Annotated in this window: 16 protein-coding genes; 10 read left to right on the forward strand and 6 right to left on the reverse strand. The window is 66.8% G+C overall.

What is annotated here, in order from left to right; translation table 11 throughout:
- From IEV67_RS18990 to IEV67_RS10410, 3 genes are all read right to left on the reverse strand, one after another.
- Positions 1–529: biotin/lipoyl-containing protein (locus IEV67_RS18990; protein ID WP_306440989.1), on the reverse strand; the 529-nt coding region annotated here is incomplete at its 3' end.
- Positions 530–594: 65 nt separating this feature from the next.
- The gene (lpdA, locus tag IEV67_RS10405) at positions 595–1,968 is read right to left on the reverse strand and encodes a dihydrolipoyl dehydrogenase (RefSeq protein WP_188436510.1); all 1,374 of its coding nucleotides are present in this window, start codon (positions 1,966–1,968) and stop codon (positions 595–597) included.
- Entirely contained in the window at positions 1,968–3,443 is a 1,476-nt protein-coding gene (locus tag IEV67_RS10410; protein ID WP_188436511.1) for a leucyl aminopeptidase, read from the reverse strand. The genes lpdA and IEV67_RS10410 overlap by 1 nt, the downstream gene beginning before the upstream one ends.
- A 102-nt stretch (positions 3,444–3,545) precedes the next feature.
- On the opposite strand from IEV67_RS10410, the gene IEV67_RS10415 reads away from it, so the two are divergent.
- The 4 genes from IEV67_RS10415 to murJ all read left to right on the forward strand — a co-directional run bounded on the left by IEV67_RS10415 (position 3,546) and on the right by murJ (position 8,294).
- Positions 3,546–4,490, forward strand: a complete 945-nt coding sequence (locus tag IEV67_RS10415; protein ID WP_188436512.1) for a proteasome assembly chaperone family protein — start codon at positions 3,546–3,548, stop codon at positions 4,488–4,490.
- A gap of 182 nt (positions 4,491–4,672) precedes the next feature.
- Positions 4,673–5,935 (forward strand): RNA polymerase sigma factor, encoded by a 1,263-nt coding sequence (locus IEV67_RS10420; RefSeq protein WP_188436513.1) that lies wholly within the window; start codon positions 4,673–4,675, stop codon positions 5,933–5,935.
- Complete coding sequence (locus IEV67_RS10425) at positions 5,932–6,642, forward strand: coenzyme F420-0:L-glutamate ligase (RefSeq protein WP_188436514.1); 711 nt, start codon at positions 5,932–5,934, stop codon at positions 6,640–6,642. Before IEV67_RS10420 ends, IEV67_RS10425 begins: the two co-directional genes overlap by 4 nt.
- A 59-nt stretch (positions 6,643–6,701) precedes the next feature.
- Complete coding sequence (gene murJ / locus IEV67_RS10430) at positions 6,702–8,294, forward strand: murein biosynthesis integral membrane protein MurJ (RefSeq protein ID WP_188436515.1); 1,593 nt, start codon at positions 6,702–6,704, stop codon at positions 8,292–8,294.
- A gap of 25 nt (positions 8,295–8,319) precedes the next feature.
- Here the strand turns inward: murJ and IEV67_RS10435 are convergent, their stop codons facing one another.
- Positions 8,320–9,354 (reverse strand): sugar-transfer associated ATP-grasp domain-containing protein, encoded by a 1,035-nt coding sequence (locus tag IEV67_RS10435; RefSeq protein WP_188436516.1) that lies wholly within the window; start codon positions 9,352–9,354, stop codon positions 8,320–8,322.
- 95 nt (positions 9,355–9,449) lie between these two features.
- On the opposite strand from IEV67_RS10435, the gene IEV67_RS10440 reads away from it, so the two are divergent.
- From IEV67_RS10440 to IEV67_RS10450, 3 genes are read left to right on the forward strand one after another with little or no spacing between them, the layout of a single operon-like run.
- Positions 9,450–10,481 (forward strand): sugar-transfer associated ATP-grasp domain-containing protein, encoded by a 1,032-nt coding sequence (locus tag IEV67_RS10440; protein ID WP_188436517.1) that lies wholly within the window; start codon positions 9,450–9,452, stop codon positions 10,479–10,481.
- Complete coding sequence (locus IEV67_RS10445) at positions 10,478–11,170, forward strand: alanine racemase C-terminal domain-containing protein (protein WP_229703019.1); 693 nt, start codon at positions 10,478–10,480, stop codon at positions 11,168–11,170. The genes IEV67_RS10440 and IEV67_RS10445 overlap by 4 nt, the downstream gene beginning before the upstream one ends.
- Positions 11,170–12,210 carry an alanine racemase gene (locus tag IEV67_RS10450; protein WP_229703020.1) on the forward strand — a complete coding sequence of 347 codons (1,041 nt, stop codon included), beginning with the start codon at positions 11,170–11,172 and terminating at the stop codon, positions 12,208–12,210. The genes IEV67_RS10445 and IEV67_RS10450 overlap by 1 nt, the downstream gene beginning before the upstream one ends.
- Positions 12,211–12,234: 24 nt before the next feature.
- Here IEV67_RS10450 and IEV67_RS10455 read toward each other — a convergent pair whose 3' ends face one another.
- Positions 12,235–12,453 (reverse strand): DUF7455 domain-containing protein, encoded by a 219-nt coding sequence (locus IEV67_RS10455; RefSeq protein WP_033107139.1) that lies wholly within the window; start codon positions 12,451–12,453, stop codon positions 12,235–12,237.
- 183 nt (positions 12,454–12,636) lie between these two features.
- On the opposite strand from IEV67_RS10455, the gene IEV67_RS10460 reads away from it, so the two are divergent.
- Positions 12,637–14,715, forward strand: a complete 2,079-nt coding sequence (locus IEV67_RS10460) for a DNA gyrase/topoisomerase IV subunit B (protein WP_373284467.1) — start codon at positions 12,637–12,639, stop codon at positions 14,713–14,715.
- On the forward strand, positions 14,712–15,677 hold the full coding sequence (locus IEV67_RS10465; RefSeq protein WP_229703022.1) for an arginase family protein: 966 nt from the start codon (positions 14,712–14,714) through the stop codon (positions 15,675–15,677). Before IEV67_RS10460 ends, IEV67_RS10465 begins: the two co-directional genes overlap by 4 nt.
- A 32-nt stretch (positions 15,678–15,709) precedes the next feature.
- On the opposite strand, the gene IEV67_RS10470 is transcribed toward IEV67_RS10465, so the two are convergent.
- Positions 15,710–18,154, reverse strand: a complete 2,445-nt coding sequence (locus IEV67_RS10470) for a DNA gyrase/topoisomerase IV subunit A (protein WP_188436520.1) — start codon at positions 18,152–18,154, stop codon at positions 15,710–15,712.
- A 44-nt stretch (positions 18,155–18,198) separates the two neighbouring features.
- Here IEV67_RS10470 and IEV67_RS10475 point away from each other — a divergent pair, with 44 nt between their 5' ends.
- Positions 18,199–19,326, forward strand: coding sequence for an alkaline phosphatase family protein (locus IEV67_RS10475; RefSeq protein WP_188436521.1), 1,128 nt, complete (start codon positions 18,199–18,201; stop codon positions 19,324–19,326).
- The last annotated feature ends 13 nt before the right edge of the window (positions 19,327–19,339 follow it).

Here is a 19,339-nt window from a genome sequence, read left to right on the forward strand (position 1 = left end):
CCTGCTTCAGCCAGCGCGTGACGGTGCCCTCGGTGACGCTCTCGCCGAGCTCGGGGAGCACGATGTCGGTGACGTCAGAGGAAGCGGCGGGCGCGGGCTCTGCGGCAGGCGCGGGCTCTGCGGCAGGCGCGGGCTCTGCGGCAGGGGCGGCTTCTGCGGCAGGTGCGGCCTCAGCGGCAGGCGCGGCTTCAGCAGCGGGTGCTGCCTCGGCGGCAGGCGCGGCCTCAGCGGGAGCGGCTTCTGCCTCAGGTGCGGCAGCCTCCGGAGCATCCGCGGCGGGTGCCGCAGCGCTGCCATCGCCGATCCTGGCGAGCAGAGCGCCGACCTCGACGGTCTCGTCCTCGGCGACCAGGATCTCCTCGATCACGCCGGCGACGGGCGAGGGGATCTCGGTGTCGACCTTGTCGGTCGAGATCTCGAGCAGGCCTTCGTCCGCCTGAACGGTGTCTCCCACCTGCTTCAGCCAGCGGGTGACCGTACCCTCTGTGACGCTCTCACCGAGAGCGGGGAGGACCACGGATGTGCTCATGACGGAGTCTCCTTCAAGAATGTTTGTGACATGTTCAGCTTAGTGACCCTGACACCGGTTGGTGTTCAGAGGGCGTGCAGTGGTTTTCCGGCAAGGGCGAGGAATGCCTCGCCCAGCGCTTCGCTCTGCGTCGGATGCGCATGGATGAGCGGAGCGATGTCTTCGGGATGGGCTTCCCAGGCGACGGCGAGCTGACCCTCTGTGATGAGTTCGCCGACTCGATCGCCGAGCAGATGCACGCCGATCACCGGGCCGTCCTTCAGCCGCACGACTTTGACGAGCCCGGCGGTGCCGATGATCTCGCTCTTGCCGTTGCCCGCAAGGTTGTACTCGTATGAGACGACGGCATCCGCACCATGCGAGGTGATCGCGGCCTGCTCGGTCACGCCGACGGACGCGACCTCCGGGTTGCAGTACGTGATCTTCGGGATCTGGGATTCGGGGATGGGCGCGGGCGAGAGGCCGGCGATCCGCTCAGCGACGTCGATGCCCTGCATGAATCCGCGGTGGGCCAGCTGCAGGCCGGGAACGATGTCGCCCACAGCCCACAGTCCGGCGACGCCGGTGCGCAGTTCCTCATCGACTGTCACGAACCCGCGATCGAGCGTGACACCGGCCTCTTCGAAGCCGAGATCGGCCGTGACCGGCCCGCGCCCGACGGCGACCAGCAGATAGTCGCCGGTGAACGTCTTGCCGTCTTCCAGCGTGACGGTCACGCCCTGGTCATCCTGCGTCGCCGTCTGGAATCGGGTTCCGAGCGAGTACGCGATGCCGCGGCGTCGGAATGCACGCTCGAGACCCTTGCTGAGGGCGATGTCTTCATTGGGGACCAGGTGCTCGAGCGCTTCGATGATCGTCACCTCGGCACCGAATGAGCGCCACACGCTCGCGAACTCCACGCCGATGACGCCGCCGCCGAGCACGAGCACGCGCTCGGGGATGACATCGAGAGCAAGCGCCTGCTCGCTGGTGATGATGCGCCCGCCGATGTCGAGCCCCGGCAGTGAACGGCTGTACGACCCTGTGGCGAGCACCACGTCCGCACCGACATAGACGTCATCGCCGACGCTCACGCTGCGGTCGGCATTGAGCCGTCCGAAGCCGGCGACCGTCGTGATGCCCCTGGCCTTGATCAGGCCTTCGAGACCCTTGAATTTCTTGGCGACGATGTTCTCGCGGTAGGTGCGCACTCCTGCGGGATCGACGCCGTCGAATGTCGCGGAGACGCCGACGGATGCGGCGTCGCGCACGTGCTCTGCGACCTCGGCGGCGTGCAGCAGCGCCTTGGTGGGGATGCAGCCGCGGTGCAGGCAGGTGCCGCCGACCTTGTCCTTCTCGATCAGGGCGACGGTCTTGCCCAGTTCAGCAGCGCGAAGCGCCGCGGCATAGCCGCCGCTGCCGCCACCGAGTACGACGATGTCGAACGTGTGCGTGGTCATCATGCCTCCTGTGCGCGTGCCTCTGCGAACGCGACGAGCGAACGTACCGTCGCCCCCGTCGGGCCTTTGTCTGTGAATCCGTACGGTGAGCTGCCGTGCTCGGCGGAGCCGGCGACGTCCAGATGCACCCAGGGGATGCGCGGGGCGTCGTCCTCGTCGCTGGTGCGGCCGATGAAGCGCTGCAGGAAGAGTCCTGCGAACATGGTGCCCCCGGCCCGGTCGCCCATGTTGGCGTTGATCATGTCGGCGATGGGGGAGTCGAGCGATTCCTGCATGTAGTCCGGCAGCGGCAGCGGCCAGGCCAGCTCGCCTGTCTGCTCCGACACCGTCAGATACTCGGCCACGGCCTCATCGTCGCCCATGACCCCGGTGTGCCGGTGGCCGAGCGCCACGAGCACGGCGCCGGTGAGCGTCGCGACATCGAAGATCACATCAGGACGTTCACGGCTCGCGGCGACAAGACCGTCGGCCAGCACGAGGCGGCCTTCGGCGTCGGTGTTCAGCACTTCCACCGTCGTGCCGTCGAGCATCCTGAGCACGTCTCCTGGGCGCGTCGCCTTGCCGGAGGGCATGTTGTCGGTGATGCACATCCATGCTGTGACACGCACGGGCAGCTTCAGCGACGCGATCGCGCGCAGTGCGGCGAGCACCGTGGCCGATCCCGCCATGTCGAACTTCATCCCGACCATGGATGCTGCGGGCTTGAGCGAGAGCCCACCGGTGTCGAAGGTGATGCCCTTGCCGACGAGGGCGATGTGGCCGGTGGCGTCGGCAGGGGAGTAGTCGAGGCGCACGACGCGCGGCGGGCGATCCGATCCCTGCGCGACGCCGAGCACGCCGCCGAAGCCCTGCTCTGCGAGAGCAGCCTCGTCGAGCACATCGACCGCGACGTCGAGGTCGGCGACGGCATCGACCGCGCTCTGCGCGAGCTCCGCCGGGCTCTGCCACTCTGCAGGCACCGAGACGAGGTCCTTCACGAGGGCGAGCGCGTCGCCGAGGATCCGGGCTCGGGAGACGTCCTCATCGGAGAGCGACTCGCTGTGCACGGTGACTTCGCCGGCACGCGACTTGCCGGGCTTTGCGCGGTACCCCTCGAAGCGGTAGCCGCCGAAGACAGCGCCCTCGGCCGCCTCCGCGGCGAACTGATCGAGATCACCCGCAAGGTCGAGAGCGACGTGACCGAACCCGGTCAGCGTGCGAAGCGCGGCCCCGGCGGCATCGCGCACCGCCGCCCCGTCGGGGGTGCTTCCGGCGCCGACGACGGCCAACGGCAGCGACGTCAGCGACGGGAGATGAACACGGGCGAAGGCGGAAGCGGATCCGGTGAAGCCGATCGCGGTGAGCACCTCGGCCAGACCCGGATAGTCCTCCAGCGCTTCCGGGAACGCCGCGGTGTCCGGAACGACGAGCACTGCTGCGTCGGCAGCGCTCCCGGGGAATCGGTCTACGGTGTGCGAGAGCGCAGGAAGCGTCATGGTTCCATCCTAGGCTCGACGCGACCGGCGCCTCTCGGTTCTGTTCGCTGTGAGCATGACTCCGCCGCCCCGGGCAGCATCCGCTCCTCGTAGCATGGAAGCATGCCCGTCTCCGGAGAGCTGTACGAACGCGTCGCCAACGCCCCTGCCGTCCCTCAGGGGCTGCCACTCGTGATCCTGCTCACCGGATTCACTGATGCCGGAAGCGCCGTTTCCGGGCTCATCGATCACCTGCGCGACGTGTCGGATCCGCAGCCAGTGATCGTCTTCGACAACGATCTGCTGCTCGATTACCGGGCGCGTCGTCCGATCGTCGTGTTCGAGCAGGACCACCTCACGGAGTTCCGGCCGTCGAGGCTCGAGCTGTCGCTCGCGCACGACACCCTGGGACAGCAGTTCCTTCTCCTTGCCGGGTACGAGCCCGACTTCGCCTGGAACGCGTTCAGCGACCGGGTTCTCGCTCTGGCTGAGGAGTTCGGTGTCTCGGGTGTCAGCTGGGTGCACTCGATCGCGATGCCGGTGCCGCACACCAGGCCGATCAGTACGACCGTCAGCGGCAATCGCAAGGAGATCACCGCGAGCCTCTCGGTCTGGCGCCCTCGTACCCAGGTGCCTGCGACAGCCGGTCATCTGCTGGAGTACCGCTTCGCAGAGCGCGGCGACCGCATCGTCGGGTTCGTCCTGCTCGTGCCGCACTATCTCGCCGAGACGGAGTATCCGGATGCCGTGATCGCTGCGGCTGACCGCGTGATGGGCTCGACCGGTATCGTGCTGGCGCTCGATGATCTGCGCGAGAGTCGCGAGGAGTATCTCACCAAGGTCGACGAGCAGGTCGCCGGCAATGACGAGCTCCGTCAGATGGTGCAGACGCTCGAGCATCGCTACGACGCGTACATGGCCGGCCGTGATCCTGAGGACATGGATCGCTACGACGAGGGTGGTTTCGACGAACGCGATCTGCCCAGCGCGGACGAGCTCGCCGCAGAACTCGAACGCTATCTGGCGACTCGGCGTCCGGGTGATGAGGACAAGCGTCCGCGAACCTGAACGGCGTCGCCACACGCAGGGCACAGCCAGGGGCGCGAGTTGCATCCGCACCTCCAATGGTGTGCGATACTGGTAATCCGACCCGTTGTCAATCGTTCGCCGCAAGGCTGCCGACTTGACAAGGGTCTTACTAGTGTCCGAAATGTCCCGGGGCGGGCGCGCTGCCCCGTGAAAGGCGAAACGTGACTCCTGCCGCGACCAAGAACTCCCGGACGACGAAGACGAAGACCGCAGCCGAGGCTGCCTCGACCGACGCCGTCGAGCCGGAGACCACCGCTGCCGCAAAGAAGCCGGCAGCCAAGAAGGCTCCCGCTGCCAAGAAGGCCCCTGCTGCCAAGAAGGCGCCTGTACGGCGCAAGAAGGCCGATGACGTCGTCGAGGAGGACACTCCCGATGGAGAGGTCGTCGCCGACGATGCAGATGACGACGACAAGAAGGCGGCGTTCACCGAGCCGCTCCCGACCGGCGCCATCGTCCTGACGTCCAAGGACGAAGACGATGTCCCGGTCTACTCGACGCAGATCACCGGCGCCACCGCCGACCCGGTCAAGGACTATCTGAAGCAGATCGGCAAGGTCGCGCTCCTGAACGCGGCCGAAGAGGTCGAGCTCGCGATGCGCATCGAGGCCGGCCTGTTCGCCGAGGAGAAGCTGTCGAACATGACGGCTGCCGAGAAGACCGGCCAGCTCGGTCTCGACCTGCAGTGGGTCGCCCGTGACGGACACCGCGCCAAGAGTCACCTTCTCGGCGCCAACCTCCGCCTCGTGGTCTCGCTCGCCAAGCGCTACACCGGCCGTGGCATGCAGTTCCTGGATCTCATCCAGGAGGGCAACCTGGGCCTCATCCGTGCGGTCGAGAAGTTCGACTACACCAAGGGCTTCAAGTTCTCGACCTACGCCACCTGGTGGATCCGTCAGGCGATCACCCGTGCGATGGCCGACCAGGCACGCACGATCCGCATCCCGGTGCACATGGTCGAGGTCATCAACAAGCTCGCGCGCGTGCAGCGCCAGATGCTGCAGGACCTCGGTCGCGAACCCACTCCGGAAGAGCTCAGCCGCGAACTCGACATGACGCCTGAGAAGGTCGTCGAGGTGCAGAAGTACGGTCGCGAGCCGATCTCGCTGCACACTCCTCTCGGCGAGGACGGCGACAGCGAGTTCGGTGACCTCATCGAGGACACCGAGGCCGTCGTCCCGGCAGACGCCGTGGGCTTCACGATGCTGCAGCGTCAGCTCGAGCAGCTGCTCGACTCGCTCTCCGAGCGCGAGGCAGGCGTGATCCGCATGCGCTTCGGTCTCGGCGACGGTCAGCCCAAGACGCTCGACCAGATCGGCGACACGTTCGGCGTCACGCGCGAGCGCATCCGCCAGATCGAGTCGAAGACGATGGCCAAGCTGCGTCACCCGAGCCGCTCGCAGTCGCTGCGGGACTACCTCGAATGACCCAGGCGAACGAGGGCACGGCGAACGACGGCAAGGCGCTCGAGACGAGCGTCGACGGCAAGAAGTACGCCCGCATCCCGCTGCGCACGCGCGTGGTCATGCCCGAGGACGACATCGACCAGATCGTCACCGAGTACGCGAAGGATGCCGTGCAGCCCGGCGACCTGCTTTTCGTGACCGAGAAGATCGTCGCGATCACGCAGGGACGCTCCTACCGTCTCGACGAGATCCAGCCGCGAAAGCTCGCGCTGTTCCTGTCGAAGTACGTCACCCGCACGCCGTACGGCATCGGCCTCGGCATGCCCGAGACGATGGAGATGGCGCTTCGGGAGTGCGGCACGCCGCGCATCCTGCTCGCGGCCGCCGTCGCGGCGGTGACGAAGGCGTTCGGGCGCAAGGGCGACTTCTACCGCATCGCCGGTGACAAGGCTCGAGCGATCGACGGACCCACCTCGCACACGATCCCGCCGTACAACGAGGCTGTCGTGCTCGGCCCGAAGAATCCGCGCCAGGTGGCGACGCATCTCAAGGCACTCATCGGCGGCACGGCCGATGTCGCAGTCGTCGACATCAACGACCTCGGTGGGAACATCCTGGGTTCCACGCTCGACAAGGCCGGCGAACAGCGTCTCGTGCGTATCCTGAAGGACAACCCGCTCGGACAGGGACGAGAGTCCACCCCGATGGGTATCATCCGCACCGTCTGAGATCGCACCGTCTGACGTCGGATCGCCGACGACGGTCGCGGAGGGGAATCACCACACGCATGGGACTCGGTCGCGCCAGCGCCATGATCGCGGCGGGTACGCTCACATCGCGGATCACTGGGCTGCTGCGCACGGTCGTGCTCATCTCCGCGATCGGCGCGCTCAGCGAGGCGGGAGACGCCTTCGCCACGGCGAACATGCTGCCCAACAGCATCTACCAGGTGATCTCCGCCGGTGTGCTCACGGGGGTTATCGTGCCCCAAGTGGTGCGGGCCACGGCGCAGAAGGACAGCGGTCACGCGTTCCTGGCGAAGCTGCTCACCCTGGGATTCGTGCTCGTCGGGGGAGTCACGGTCGTGGCGTTCTTGTGCGCGCCACTGCTGGTGAGTCTGTTCTCCTCGGCCGGATACTCACCCGAGCAGCATGCACTGGCGACCCAGTTCGCGTACTGGTGCATTCCACAGCTGTTCTTCTACGGCATGTTCGCCCTGCTGGGCGAGATACTCAACGCCCGCAGGATCTTCGCCCCATACGCCTGGGCGCCGATCATGAACAACATCGTCTCGATCGCCGGGTTCCTCGTCTTCATGATGCTGTTCGGATCCGACCTCACGCAGGTTTCGCTCTGGAACCCGATGATGGTCATGGTGCTCGGCGGCACCGCGACACTCGGCATAGTCGCGCAGACCGTGGTGCTGATGTTCTTCTGGCGCAGAGCCGGCATCCCGCTGCGACTCGACTTCCGCTGGCGGGGCATGGGTCTCGGGCAGATGCGCACCCTGGCGACCTGGACGCTGCTGACCACCCTCATCGGTCAGCTCGTCGGCATCGTGCAGACTCAGACGCTTTCAGTGGCCTCCGGAGATTTCCCGTCCGTGTTCGCCTCGCAGAATGCGTGGCTGGTGTACATGGTTCCGTACTCGATGATCATCCTTGCGATCGGAACCCCGTACTTCACCCGGATCAGTGAGCACGCCGCCGCCAAGCGCGATGTGGAACTGCGCGGAGACATCGCGCAGTCGATCCGCATCCTCGGACTCTTCGTCATCGTCGCGACTGCAGCGGTCGCGGCGGCCGCTGTTCCCGCGTCACGTGTTTTCAGCAACGGTGCAGACGAGGCGGTGCTGATCGCGCCGGTGCTGCTGGCGTTCCTGGTGAGCCTTCTGCCGATGGCGGTGCTGTTCATCGTGCAGCGCACGTTCTACGCGTACGGCGATGCGCGCACGCCGTTCATCTTCACGGTGGTGCAGGCCTCTTTGGTGCTCATCTTCACGATCGTGGTCGCCTTCACCGTCCCACTTGAGTGGCGTGCCGCCGCGGTCGCACTCGTTCAGGCGTGTTCCGGCATCGTGCAGACCGTGCTGGCGACGATCCTGCTGCGCCGCAAGATCGGCCCGCTCGGACTCGCCAGCACGTGGAGGGCACTCGCGCGTTTCGTGCTCATGGCGATCCCCGCCGGCGCCGCCGGTTACGGGGCGTTCCTGCTGAGCGGGGGAGCAGACGGTTGGATGCTGCAGGACAAGATCTGGGGAGCGCTCGGCGCCGTGCTGATCGCTGCGGTCTGCGGAGCGGTCTACCTGCTGCTGCTCTTCGTCTTCCGGGTGCCGGAACTGCGGGTCGCGATAGACACCGTGCGGAACCGTCGCGCCTGAGACCGCCGCTGCGGTACCGGGCGACTCAGCGCTTGTTGTCGACCACGTCCGCGCCGATCGCGTCGCGGTAGCGGTACAGCAGCCCGGTGCGGATGCCTGAGGCGGAGGGCTTCATCTGGAAGACGCTCGAGTTGTGGTTCGCCTCGATGAGTGCGGGGCCCTCAGGCGTGATCGCGATGTCCCAGCCGACGTACGGCACGGTGGGCAGCCTCTTCGCAGCCTCGGCGATCATGTCGACCACCTCCGGGTAGAACGGCACCTGCAGACCCTTGATGGTCGTGCCGGTGGCCGGATGCTGGTGGTAGATGTTCGACTGCTTGTCGACGCCGGGGTACAGAGCCACGCCGTCGTCGTCGAGCATGGTGAACATGCCGCCGGAGGCGAAGTTGTCGATCACGGCGCCATTGCCGATGCGCAGTACGGATGCGATCACGTGCAGCTCGTCCGCCGGGTCGCGGTAGGTGATCATCCGCACGGTGTTCACACTGTCGGGATACAACTTGTTCAGGTCGTCGTGCTGGGTCAGCACCTCTTCGAGCAGCGTCTGGTCGCGCTCGACCAGCAGCGTGCGCCACGCAGCGACGTCTGACACGTCCGCGGTCTCGTAGATGCCGATGCCCGCGCCGCCCTCACCGGCGGCCGGCTTGGCGATCACACGAGGGTGCCGGTCGATGAAGGCACGCAGTTCGTCGTCGTCGGCCGCAGCCGCATCGATCCACTCGCGGCCGGTGAGATCAGCGAAGTCGGTGAGAAAGCGCATCTTGTCGCCGAGGATGATCTTGGAATCCGGCCCGTTGAGGGTGCGATTGAGTCGGAACGCCTTGGGGTGCGTCATCCACGTCGCCCGCTCGCGTGCGTTGAGGATGCGGATGTCCCACACGACGTAGTCGCGGAAGCCCATCTCGTAGCGTACGGAGCACCACAGCATGTCGCCGATGATGACGGGGAGAGGTGCCTTCGACACCTTCTTCACCTGATGCGCCAATTCGAACAGCTGGGTCGGATTGAGCCGCCGAGCCCGGTCGAAAAGGTACCGGATGCGCAACCGCTTCTGATCCACCGACCCAGGCTAACACGCAGCCCTCAGCGGATCCGGGCAGGCGGAGCGAGTAGCATGAGACGTTCTGACATGCCCCCGCCGAAAGGTCTTTGCCCTTGTCTCGAGACGTCGCACCCATTGCGCGCCTGAAGTACCTTCTGAGGCGCCTCACCTCGTTCGATCCGCGTCGGGTGTGGGGGTTCGCGTCCCAGATCGCCAAGGAACAGGGCAAGTGGGCGCCGAGGGTCTTCGTCGACATGCTCGTCTGGGCGGCGTTGCACGACACGGCATACATCGACTACTACGAGGCCGACTTCGCGCTGCTGAGCAAGAGCGAGCGCAAGACCTTCATGACCTCGTTGATCCAGCATCATCTGGCCCAGGCGGTCAACGACCGCACCGACGTGCTGCAGTTCGAGAACAAGATCACCTTCAACCGCCGCTTCGCCGAGTACCTCGGCCGCGACTGGCTCGACCTCGACGAGGTGGATGCCGAAGGCCTGCGCGCCTTCGCTGAGAAGAACCCGGTCTTCATCGCAAAGACACCTGTCGGCCGCGAGGGCAAGGGCGTCTTCCGGTACGAGGCGTCGGAGGTGACCGACTGGAACGCGTTCCGCGACGAACTGCGCGACAAGGGTCAGCGGCTCATCGAGCAGCGCATCGAGCAGCATCCGTATCTCTCCGAGTACTGCGAAGGCACCGTCAACACCACGCGCGTGGCGACGTTCTTCGACGGCACGAAAGTGCATGTGCTGATGGCCGCGCAGAAATTCGGCCGCGGCGCGGTGAGCGACCAGTTCACGTGGGGCGGCTTCTTCACGATGATCGACGAGAACGGCAAGTCCTTCGGACCGGGACACACCGGCAAGCACAAGTCGCGCTACGAGACGCACCCGGATTCGGGCAAGTCGATCGTCGACTTCGAGGTGCCGATGTGGGACCGCGTGGTCGATCTCGTCACACGCGCCGCACAGGAGGTGCCCACCGTGCCGTACATCGGGTGGGACGTCGCTGTCGGTCCAGAGGGTCCGATGCTGATCGAGGGAAACTGGACGCCAGGGCTCTACGAGACCCGCGTGAGCGCCACCGGCATCCGCACCGGCAGCCGAGCGCGGCACCGTCCGGTGATCGAGGCCAGCAGGCGGTGACCCCGACGGGGAGCCTGCCGCGCGCACTCGTCTCGGCGGGAGCGCTGCGCGAGGGCGCCCTCGAGGCCGTCGCCCTCGGCGGCGAAATGGCCGACCTCCGCGGCGACGCGCTCGGACACGGCGTACTCGAAGTCGCTGCGGTGGTGCGGGATGCCGGTGTGAAGACGGTCCTCGTCGACGATGCGCACATCGCCGAGCGCGTGCACGAACTGGACCTACGCGCTGTGACGACCGGAGAAGCGGACATCGACAGCAGCGTCCTGTACGGTCTTCCCGGCGCCCAGACCGTACCGGCGATGCGGCTCGCGGGCCGGGTCGTCTCGACCAAGCCGCTGCGGGCCGGTGAAGCGGTCTCCTACGGCTACCGCCATCGAGCCGCCGTCGACACGACCGTGGCACTGGTGACCGGCGGCTACGCGCAGGGAATCGTCCGCGCACTCGGCAGCTCCGCTCACGTGGAAGTCGACGGCGTGCTGCGACCGATCGTGGGACGCGTGGCGATGGACGTGTGCGTGGTCGACCTCGAGGACTCAGGGGCAGGCGAGGCCGTGGGTGCGGACGTCGTCTACTTCGGTGGCGCAGGGGTCGCTCGCGATGCCTTGGCGGAATGGGCCGACATCACGGGACTCGGCATCGCCGAGCTCATCACCATCGCCGGCTTGAAGGCGGTGCGCGAATGGACGTCTTGATGACTCCCACGCTCGAGATCTCACGCACGCGCTTCCTGCAGAACCTCGCTGCGGTGCACGAGCGGATCGGCCCCGCACAGCTCATGCTGGCGATGAAGGACGACGCGTACGGTCACGGCGTGGAGTGGGCGGCCTCCGTTGCGAAAGACGCGGCGCGACCTGTCGAAATGTTCGGCGGTTACGACGTGCACACTTCGTTGCGCATCCGCGCACAGGCAGAGCGGGCCACAGTGTTCGCCTGGGCGGATTCAAGCGATGACGAGATCGAACGAGCCCTCCACGCCCGCATCCAACTGGGAGTCGGATCCGCCGACTATCTGCGTCGCGTCATCGACGTCGCCGGTCGCCTCGGTCTCACCGCACGCGTGCACCTGAAGATCGACACAGGGCTGCACCGCAACGGCATCCGGCCGGAGGACTGGCCACGAGTGGTCGCCGATGCGATGACTGCACAGCAGTCGGGCCTGATCGAAGTGGTCGGCGTGTGGAGTCATCTCGCCGAAGCGAGTGACGCGGAAGACGATGAGTCCGCCCGCGCGTTCCATGACGCCGTCGACGTGGTGCGCGCGATGGGCGGCGCTCCGCAGGCGCTGCACCTGACCGCCTCGGCAGCATCCTGGTGGCGTCCGGAGCTGCGCGGCACGGTATGCCGGATCGGTGCGTTCTGCTACGGCATCCGCTCGGCCGATGGACCTGAGATCCCCGGTGTCACACCGATCGCAGCCCTGCGCGCACGCGTGATCGAGGAGCGCGCAGGCGAAGTCGTGATCGGGCTGGGCGCGTACCACGGGCTTCCCTCGATCCTTGCCGGCGCGAGCATCGGAACCCCGGGAGGCGTGCGCGAGATCGTGCGGATCGACGCGACCAGCACCTTGGTCCGCGACTGGAACGATGCCCGCGTCGGCGACACGGTGACCGTGTTCGGGCCGGGGGATCAGGGCGAATCGGACGTGACGGCACTCGCCGAGCGGATCGACACCGTGGGCGAAGAGATCATCACCCGCCTCACCTCAGGGGTGCGGCGGGTGATCGTGGACTGAAGAGTCAGTCAGGGGCGGGTTGCGTCAGACGGCGTCGACGAGACGGGCGGTCTCATCGTGCCAGGACGTCGCGACGTCGCGGAGCTTCTCTTCGTACTTGCGACCGTGGTGGGCGCAGAAGAGCAGTTCGGAGCCGTTGACCTCGGCTGCGATGTAGGCCTGCGCGCCACATGAGTCGCAGCGGTCCATCGCGGTCAGACGGTACTCGACGGTGGAGGTCTCACGTTCGGTTGTAGCGTTCATCTCGGTGCCTCCTCGGGTATCGGCATCTCCAGTGGGAATGTGCTCAATACAACCACGACTGGCTGATAGTCATGCCCGATGGACGGCGTGTTTCGCTCAGCGCGTACGCCGGAGCAGTCAGGGTGCGTCGCCAGGGGAGTGTCTGCAGAGCTTCGAACGTGGTCGCGAATAGAATCGAGGATTGTGACCGCTGAGTATTCCGCCCATCATCTTCAGGTTCTCGAAGGCCTTGAAGCGGTTCGCAAGCGCCCGGGCATGTACATCGGGTCGAACGGGTCGCCCGGACTCATGCACTGCCTGTGGGAGATCATCGACAACTCCGTCGATGAGGCCGTCGGAGGCAATGGCACGCGCATCGACGTGATCCTGCACGCGGACGGCAGCGTCGAGGTGCACGACCGCGGGCGAGGCATTCCCGTCGACATCGAACCGCGCACCGGTCTGACCGGCGTCGAGGTCGTCTACACCAAGCTCCACGCCGGCGGAAAGTTCGGCGGCGGATCCTACGCGGCATCCGGTGGTCTGCACGGAGTCGGCGCGTCCGTCGTGAACGCGCTCTCCGAACGGCTCGACGTCGAAGTCGACCGCGGCGGCAAGACCTACGCGATGTCATTCCACCGCGGGGAACCGGGCAACTTCAAGGATTCGGGCGAGAAGCGGCCGGATGCGCCGTTCGCGCCGTTCGAGAAGAGCAGCGAGCTCAGGATCGCGGGCAAGGCCCCGCGAGGCGTCACCGGAACGCGGGTGCGGTACTGGGCGGATCGTCAGATCTTCACGAAGGATGCCGCCTTCCAGCTCGCAGAGCTGGAGAACCGCGCACGTCAGACAGCATTCCTCGTCCCTGGGCTCGAGATCGTCGTCCGCGACGATCGAGGCGAAAAGAGCGCCGAGGTCTCGTACCGCTACGACGGCGGCATCGCGGAGTTCGTCGACTATCTCGCCGTCGACGCGCCGATCACCGACACCTGGCGCATTCAGGGCACCGGAACATTCAAGGAGACCGTTCCCGTCCTGCAGGCGAACGGCCACATGACCTCCCAGGAGGTCGAACGCGAGTGCCGGGTCGACATCGCGATGCGGTGGGGCACAGGCTACGAGACGGTCACACGATCATTCGTGAACATCATCGCGACGCCCAAGGGCGGCACGCACCAGCAGGGATTCGAGCAGGAACTGCTGAAGGTGCTGCGCTCCCAGGTCGAGCAGAACGCGCGCAGGCTCAAGGTCGGTAACGACAAGGTCGAGAAGGACGATGTGCTCGCGGGTCTCACCGCCGTGCTCACCGTCGAGGTGCCTGAGCCGCAGTTCGAAGGCCAGACCAAGGAGGTGCTCGGCACACCGGCCGTACGTCAGGTCGTGGCGCAGGTGCTTCGCAAGGAGCTCGGCGCACGGTTCACCTCGACGAAGCGCGATGACAAGAACCAGGCCAGCCAGCTGCTGGACAAGGTCGTCTCCGAGATGAAGGCGCGTATCTCCGCACGCGCACACAAGGAGACCCAGCGACGCAAGAACGCCCTGGAGTCGTCGTCACTCCCGATCAAGCTCGTGGACTGCCGATCCAACGACGTCTCACGCAGCGAGCTGTTCATCGTGGAGGGCGACTCGGCGCTGGGAACAGCGCGTCGAGCCCGCGACAGCGAGATCCAGGCACTGCTGCCGATCCGCGGCAAGATCCTGAATGTGCAGCGCGCGTCGATCGGCGACATGCTCTCGAACGCCGAATGCGCCGCGATCATCCAGACGATCGGCGCGGGCTCCGGCCGCACCTTCGACATCGACGCGGCGCGCTATGGCAAGATCATCCTGATGAGCGACGCCGACGTCGACGGTGCACACATCCGCACGCTGCTGCTCACACTCTTCTTCCGCTACATGCGTCCGCTGATCGAGGAGGGACGCGTGTTCGCCGCGGTGCCTCCGCTGCACCGGGTCATCGTGATGAACCCCGGGTCCAAGCCGAACGAGACCATCTACACGTACACCGAGCAGGAGCTGCACGCCCTCCTCGCAAAGCTCCGCAAGACGAACAAGCGCTGGCATGAGCCGATCCAGCGTTACAAGGGTCTCGGCGAGATGGATGCCGATCAGCTGGCGAACACGACGATGGACCGCGGAGGGCGACTACTGCGGCGCGTGCGCATGGAGGACGCCGAGGCCGCAGGCCGGGTGTTCGAGCTGCTGATGGGCAATGAGGTCGCTCCCCGTCGCGAGTTCATCATCGACTCATCCGATCAGCTCTCCAGGGAGTCGATCGACGCGTGACGTCGAATCGCCGCACCGGAGACGACGGCACGGGGGAGGGCGACCCCGTGATCGCACTGATCTCCGCGCCGTCGAATCTCGGGCTGAGGCCCCCGCAGCCCGGTGCGGTGCCTGGTACTGCGAAGGCGCCTGAGGCGCTGCGCGAGGCCGGCCTGCATGAGGTGCTGATCGGCCGGGGAGCTGTCGACTGGGGCGCAGTGCTGCCCGGTCGCTATGTCGACGACGAGGGCCGTCGCGCCGCCGGCACCGTGCGCAATCAAGGAGCGATCATCTATCACGCGCGGCTCCTCGCGCGTCGCATCGTCGAGGCTCGCGCTGCCGGGCTGGCGCCGCTTGTTCTCGGCGGTGACTGCAGCCTGCTCATGGCCGCAGGCATGGCAAGCAAGGTATCGGGCGGCGGGGGACTCGTGCACGTGGACGGCCACACCGATTTCCGTCATCCGGGCAACAGCGACGCCTATGGGAGCCTCGCCGGCGAAGACCTCGCAGCCGCGATCGGGCACCACGTTCCGGAGATCGCCGACATCGACGGTCTCGGCCCGTACTTCGAGGCTGACGCGACCGCGCACGTCGGCTGCCGGCGCGAGGACGAGTACGTCTCGGAGGTGTCGGCGCTGGTGGCTCTGACGATCCCGGCCGACCGGGTCATCCTGCACGGCGGTGTGCGCGCAGCAGCACAGATCGTCGCCACACCCGGTCTGGAGCGCGGATTCTGGCTTCAGGTCGATGTGGACGTGCTCGACCCCGAGCACATGCCCGCCGTCGACAGCCCGGACCCAGGCGGATTGGCGCCGGACGAGCTCATCGCTCTGCTCCGAGGGATCGCTCCTCGTGCCTGGGGCGCATCGGTCACGGTGTTCGATCCGGATCTGGATCCGGAGGGCGCATACGCCGAGACAGTCGCGCGGGTCATCGAGGAGGGGCTCGGCGAACTCGGCACGGAAGCCGTCGAGCGCGATTGAACGCGGCCGGTCGATGAGACGCCGGCCAGAGGTCAGATGACGGGGCGGCCGATCGAGCCGATCACGCCGTCGATCAGCTGACCCGATGCGTCGCGCTTGGCCGGAGTCTCCGGAAGCTTGCGCACGGCGCCGTCGGCACCCACCGCGTATGCGGGCGCTGCGCCTGCCCATGCCACGGTGAGTCGATCCTCGCCCCTCAGGAACGAGTGCGCGCGAACACCGCCCGTTCCTCGTCCCTTGGCGGGGAACTCGGCGAAGGCCGAGACCTTGGCGCGTCCGGCATCCGTTCCAGGAATCACGCCTTCGGCGCCGGACACCGTCGCGACGGCCACGTCGTCAGTCGCAGGAGCGGTGCCGAAGAAGAGCACAGCCGCTCCGGAGCCGAGCTTGATGCCGGCCATGCCGCCGGCCGCTGCGCCCTGCGGACGCACCGCTGACGCGGCGAAGTGCAGCAGTTGAGCGTCGGTCGTGATGAAGACCACTTCGGAGTCGTCTGAAGCAGCGGCCGCACCGACCACCGCATCTCCGGGCTTGAGGGAGATGACTTCGATCTCGGGGCGCACAGGAAGACCGGACGGCACGATGCGTTTGATCGTCCCCTGCGCCGTGCCGAGCGCCACCGGGACGTCGGAGGACAGATCCACCAGCGCGAGAACCTTCTCCGAGCGCGACGTGATGCCCAGGTAGTCACGCAGCGGCGTGCCGGCGGCGAGCTGCACCGACGTGCCGGGAACGGACGGCAGATCGACGGGGGAGAAGCGCAGCAGTCGCCCTGTCGTGGTGATGGCGCCGGCCTCTCCTCGTACCGTGGTGGTCACGGTGGAGAGGATCGCGTCGTGCTTGCTGCGGCGTGCCGGTCTGGACAGCTCCTGTCCCTCCGCGAGGTCGACGCGCACCGCGCGACCCGTCGTCGACAACGCGACGACGGTCGGCGCGTCGGCGATCTGCAGATCGGGCTCGCCCGCCTTCGCGCGGCGCGGGGCTGCGGGCTTGCCGTTCGTCAGCAGCGTGCGCCGTGGAGTGCCGTATGCCTCGGCCGCTGCATCCAGTTCCTTGGCGACCTGCGCACGCAGCAGCACCTCGCTTCCGAGCAATTCGCGAAGTTGAGCGATCTCCGCCTGTAGCGCGTCACGCTCGGTCTCCAACTCGACGCGGGAGAACTTCGTCAGACGGCGAAGACGGAGTTCGAGGATGTACTCGGCCTGCGCCTCGGAGAGGTCGAACACGGTCCGTAGACGTGCGCGTGCCTGCTCTGAATCGTCCGAGGAGCGGATGACCTGGATGACCTCGTCGATGTCGAGGATCGCGACGAGCAGTCCTTCGACCAGGTGCAGTCGTTCCTCGCGACGGGCGAGACGATAGCGGCTGCGGCGGGTGATGACCTCGAGCCGGTGGCCAACGTAGACGCTGAGCATCTCCTTGAGACCGAGCGTGCGCGGCTGCCCCTCGACGAGCGCGACGTTGTTGATGTTGAACGAGTCTTCCAGCGGCGTCAGCCGGTACAGCTGCTCGAGCACGGCATTGGGGTCGAAGCCGGTCTTGATGCCGATCGCGACGCGCAGGCCGTACTGGCGGTCCGTGAGGTCGTTCACGTCGCTGATGCCCTGCAGCTTCTTCGCCTGCACGGCATCGCGGATCTTCTCGATCAGTCGCTCCGGGCCGACCATGTACGGCAGCTCGGTGACGATGATGCCGGTACGGCGGGGGCCGATGGATTCGACGGAGACCTTGCCGCGCACCTTGAAGGCGCCGCGACCGTTGGAGTAGGCGTCCTTGATCCCGTCCAGGCCCATGATGATGCCGCCGGAGGGGAAGTCGGGCCCAGGAACGAACTCCATCAGCTCGTCGAGTGTGGCGTCAGGATTGTCCAACAGGTGGATCGCTGCGGCGACGACCTCGATGAGGTTGTGCGGCGCCATGTTCGTCGCCATGCCCACGGCGATCCCGCTGGCACCGTTGACGAGGAGGTTGGGGAACGCTGCCGGAAGCACGGCCGGCTGCTGGAACTGGCCGTCGTAGTTCGGTACGAAATCGACGACGTCTTCGTCGAGGTTCTCGGTGAGCGCAAGCGAGGCGGGTGCGAGGCGGGCTTCGGTGTACCTGGATGCGGCGGGGCCGTCGTCGAGGGAGCCGAAGTTTCCATGTCCGTCGACGAGCGGAACACGAAGCGCGAAATCCTGCGAGAGGCGCACGAGGGCGTCGTAGATCGCAGAATCGCCGTGCGGGTGCAGCTTTCCCATCACCTCGCCGACGACGCGGGCGCTCTTGACATGGCCGCGCTCCGGTCGCAGCCCCATCTCCGCCATCTGATACAGGATGCGGCGCTGCACGGGCTTGAGTCCGTCGCGGGCATCCGGAAGCGCGCGGGAGTAGATCACCGAGTATGCGTACTCGAGGAATGATCCCTGCATCTCGGAGGACAGATCGATGTCCTGGATGCGCTCCTCGACGGGCTCGGCGGATTCGGTGCGGGGCATGGACTTCCTGGGGACGTTGCTGGGCCTGTGAAAGACTGGCTCGGATGTCTCTGATTCTACCGTCCGCGCCGTCGCCAGCCCGGAGCCTGACCGGGGTGGCGGGCGACTTGCTGATGGCGCTGGAGGGCGCAGACGGGGCACTGAGACCCGCCCGATCGGTTGTCCTCGTCGTCGTCGATGGACTCGGTGCGATCCAGCTGCGCGGACACGCCGGCCATGCCCGTCACCTGACGGCAGGGCTCGGCAAGAAGGACGTCGCCCACTCGGTGTTCCCGACGACCACGGCGGCGGCGCTGACCAGCACTCTCACCGGCCTGGAGCCCGGCGAGCATGGTCTGGTGGGCTACCGCGTGCTCGATCGGAAGCACGACAGGCTGGTGAATCAGCTCTCCGGATGGGAGAACGACGGCATCGATCCGCTGGTCTGGCAACCGGCACCAACGGTGTTCGAGCGAGCCGTCGCGGCGGGGCATGGCGCCTTCGCAGTCGGCATCGCCGCCTACGCGCACAGCGGCTTCACACGGGCGACGATGCGAGGTGCCGCGTTCGTCGCGGCGAAGACGCCCGCCGAACGCGTGACCGTCGCCTACCAGCTCGCCGCTGACAATCCGGGCTCGCTCGTCTACTGCTACCTCCCCGAAGCCGACAAGGCAGGGCACAAGCACGGCGTCGCGTCCGCGGAATGGATCGCGGCGCTGGAAGAGATCGACGGAGCGCTCGCTGTGGTCCCGCCGAGCCAGATCGGCGTGCTCGTCACGGCGGATCACGGCATGATCGACGTTCCTCCGCATCGGCACGTCATCCTCGATGAGGGCGACTCCCGCTTGGACGGGGTGCGACACATCGGAGGAGAGCCCCGCATGCTGCACGTGTACCTGGAGTCGGATATCGATGCCGAGGCGGTCCTTCAGCGATGGCGACTCGCGAGCGAGGGCGACGCCGACGTGCTCAGCGGCACCGAGGCGATCGCGACCGGCATGTTCGGTGCGCGTGTGACGCCCGAAGCGGCCTCTCGCATCGGCGACCTGTTGGTGATCGCGCGCGGCAACAGGGCGTTCTACGACGGCACCGCCGAAGACCAGCGTGCGCGCGGGATGGTCGGCCAGCATGGTGCACTGACACCCGAGGAACGACAGGTCCCGTATATCCGGCGTGGGGCGTTCGCGGTCTGATCGAGCGCGGAAC

The organism is Microbacterium murale (assembly GCF_014635185.1).
GTDB classification, from domain to species: domain Bacteria; phylum Actinomycetota; class Actinomycetes; order Actinomycetales; family Microbacteriaceae; genus Microbacterium; species Microbacterium murale.